Below are 2,929 nucleotides of genomic sequence, written 5' to 3' on the forward strand. Positions count from 1 at the left end.
GTCACCAGCAGCTCGTGGCCGCGCGGCAGCACGCCGCGGGCCTGGCCGTTGGTGATGACCGGCAGCCGCAGCGTTTCCGCGGCGGCGCGGGCGGCCTCTTCCGCGCCGCCGAGCCACACGTCGGAGCCGAGCACCAGCACCGGACGGCGCGCCGCGGCGAGCAGTGCCGCGATGCGGGCCACGTCATCGGCGTCCGGGCCTGCCGGGGCCGGCATCGGGCCGTCGGGGAGCTCTACCTCGGCCTGGGCGTAGATCGTCTCCAGCGGGAAGTCGCAGAACACCGGCCCGCGGTGCGGCGTCAGCGCCAGCCGGAACGCCTCGTCTACCGACGCCGCGACGGACAGCTTGTCATGCTCGGTCCACGCGCGCTTGGTGACCGGCGCGAGCAGCGGGACGTGGTCCATTTCCTGCAGCGCGCCCCTGCCCCACAAGTAGTCGGGGGCGCGGCCGGCGAGCAGCACGACCGGCGCGCCGTTGAACCAGGCGGTGGTGACCGCGCTGACACTGTTGGTCACCCCGGGTCCCGCGGTGACCACGGCAAGCCCCGGCGCGCGGGTCAGCCGGGCGGTGGCCTCGGCGGCGAAGACCGCGGTCTGCTCATGCCGCACATCCACGAGCCGGAGCGGCGGGTCCGCCTTGACCGCGGCATCGTACAGCGGGAACACGTGGCCGCCGGAGAGAGTGAACATGGCGGTCACGCCGTACCGTCGCGCGACCGCGACGGCCTGCGTGCCGCCATGTCCTGATATCAGCGTCACCCGGCTGACGTTACCACCGGTTAACGCCTGGCTGCCTGGTCAGTCGGAGGCGGATGCCCCTACGCCCGCGGGCTCGGGCGCCGGGGCATCCACGGGGTCGGCGGTGTACTGGTGCGGCAGCGTCTCGTCGGCGCCCCCGGGGACCCTGACGGCCTTCATGATCAGCGTCAGCACCACCGAAAGGACGATGTTGATGACCACCGCGGTGACCCCGATGTAGATGCTGTGCCCGAACACGATGTCCGTCGACGACGCCCAGTGCGAGGAGGTCGGGCTGGACACGTTGTACGCCGCGATCGTGCCGTAGATCATGCCGGCCGCCCAGCCGATAAGCAGCGCCCAGCGGTGGAACCAGCGGGTGAACAGGCCGCCCACCAGCATCGGGAGGAGCTGCAGGATCCACACGCCGCCGAGCAGCTGGAGGTTGATGGCGAAGGTGTGCGGCAGCCAGACCGCGAACGCGAGCGCACCGAACTTGACCACGAGGGATGCCCACTGGGACACCCGCGTCTCCAGCCGGGGCGAGGCGTCCTGCTTGAAGTACTCCCTGAAGATGTTCCTGGTGAACAGGTTCGCCGCAGCGATCGCCATGATCGCCGCGGGCACCAGGGCGCCGATGATGATCGCGGCGAACGAGATCCCCGTGAGCCAGCTCGGGAACATGTGCTGGAGCAGGTACGGCACCGCGAGCTGCGTGTTGCCTGCCTTCTTGACCTCCGCGGCGGTGGTCTTGTCGGTGAGCGCCATGTAGCCGAACAGCGCGATGCAGGCGAGCAGGACCGAGTAGGCCGGCAGCAGCGCCATGTTCCGCTTGACCACGTTGCGCCGCTTGGTGGCGAGTGCGCCGGTGATCGTGTGCGGGTAGAGGAATAGCGCGAGGGCAGAGCCGAGCGCCAGCGTGGCGAAGTCGAACTGAGTGCTGCCGATGGACTTCGAGGTGGGGATGAACGTGCCGTTCGGCTTCTTGGTCTCGGGGTTGATCGCCGCGAAGTGCGTTTGCGCGGTGCCGAAGATGTGGCCCCAGCCGCCCAGCCTGGTCGGGATGTAGAAGACCGCGACGATGACGAACACGTAGATCAGCGTGTCCTTGACGAAGGAGATCGCCGCCGGCGCGCGCAGTCCCGACACGTACGTGTAGATCGCCAGCACGACGAAGGCGACGAATAGCGGGATGTCCTGGACGTACTTGTTGCTTGAGGAGGTCCCCACGCCCATCACGGTCAGCACCGCCTGGATGCCGACGAGCTGAAGCGCGATGTACGGCAGCAGCGCCAGGATCCCGGTGCAGGCCGCCGCCAGCGACAGGCCGCGGGAGCCGTACCTGCCCCTGATGAAGTCGGCGGGCGTGATGTAGTTGTGCACCCGGCAGACCGACCACAGCCGGGGCAGGAAGATGAACGCGATCGGGAACACCATGATCGTGTAGGAGACCGCGAAAAAGCCGATCGAGCCGGAGGCGAACACCAGCGCGGGCACGGCGATGAACGTGTACGCCGTGTACAGGTCGCCGCCGAGCAGGAACCAGCCGATGAACGTGCCGTAGCTCCGCCCGCCCAGCCCCCACTCGTTGAGGTGCAGCATGTCCTCGGCCCTGCGCCAGCGGGCGGCGGCGAAGCCGATGAAGGTGACGAAGACGAACAGGACGACGACGATCGTGAAAACGACGGTGTTGACGTTGCTCATCGCACGCCTCCCGCAACCGGGTCACTGGCAGTGCCCGTAGTGCCCGTGTCGTCTGGCCGCCGCAGCCTGCGCTGCAGCAGCATCGTGATCCACAGGACCAGCGCCACCACAGGCATGTAGATCAGCTGGTACCAGTAGAAGAAGGGGAAATCGCCGAGCTTCGGCGTGATGCGGGCGTAGATCGGGACAATCAGCGTGCCCAGGATGGCGGCGGTGACGAGCACGAAGATGGCGATCGACGTGATTGGGTGGGCGGCCACCGGGTTCACCCGCCGCGTCGCCGCGGCGTGCTGCGGGTTTCCTGGGGCGCTGGGGGTTGCTGTGGGCTCAGTCATCGGGTCCTCTCGGCGTCCTCGACCGGCTGGATGTGACAGAGGTCACGCAATTTCAACTATGTTGAACCCTGGTAGCGAATTACGCAATGCCTTGCGCAGTGCGATTGCGCCTAATTGCTGATTAGAGCCCGGTCAATGAGCTGGCGCGACTGC

The 2,929-nt window shown here is 67.9% G+C and carries 3 protein-coding genes; all 3 read right to left on the reverse strand.

Annotated elements, in window-relative coordinates:
• On the reverse strand, window positions 1–689 hold a 689-nt coding region (locus WA805_RS13335), incomplete at its 3' end, for a thiamine pyrophosphate-binding protein (RefSeq protein ID WP_425242492.1).
• A gap of 108 nt (window positions 690–797) precedes the next feature.
• Window positions 798–2,441 (reverse strand): monocarboxylate uptake permease MctP, encoded by a 1,644-nt coding sequence (gene mctP, locus WA805_RS13340; protein WP_425242491.1) that lies wholly within the window; start codon window positions 2,439–2,441, stop codon window positions 798–800.
• Entirely contained in the window at window positions 2,438–2,776 is a 339-nt protein-coding gene (locus tag WA805_RS13345) for a DUF3311 domain-containing protein (RefSeq protein ID WP_422288249.1), read from the reverse strand. The genes mctP and WA805_RS13345 overlap by 4 nt, the downstream gene beginning before the upstream one ends.
• Between the last annotated feature and the right edge of the window lie 153 nt (window positions 2,777–2,929).

It is taken from the genome of Trebonia sp., from assembly GCF_049794275.1.
Classification (GTDB): domain Bacteria; phylum Actinomycetota; class Actinomycetes; order Streptosporangiales; family Streptosporangiaceae; genus Trebonia.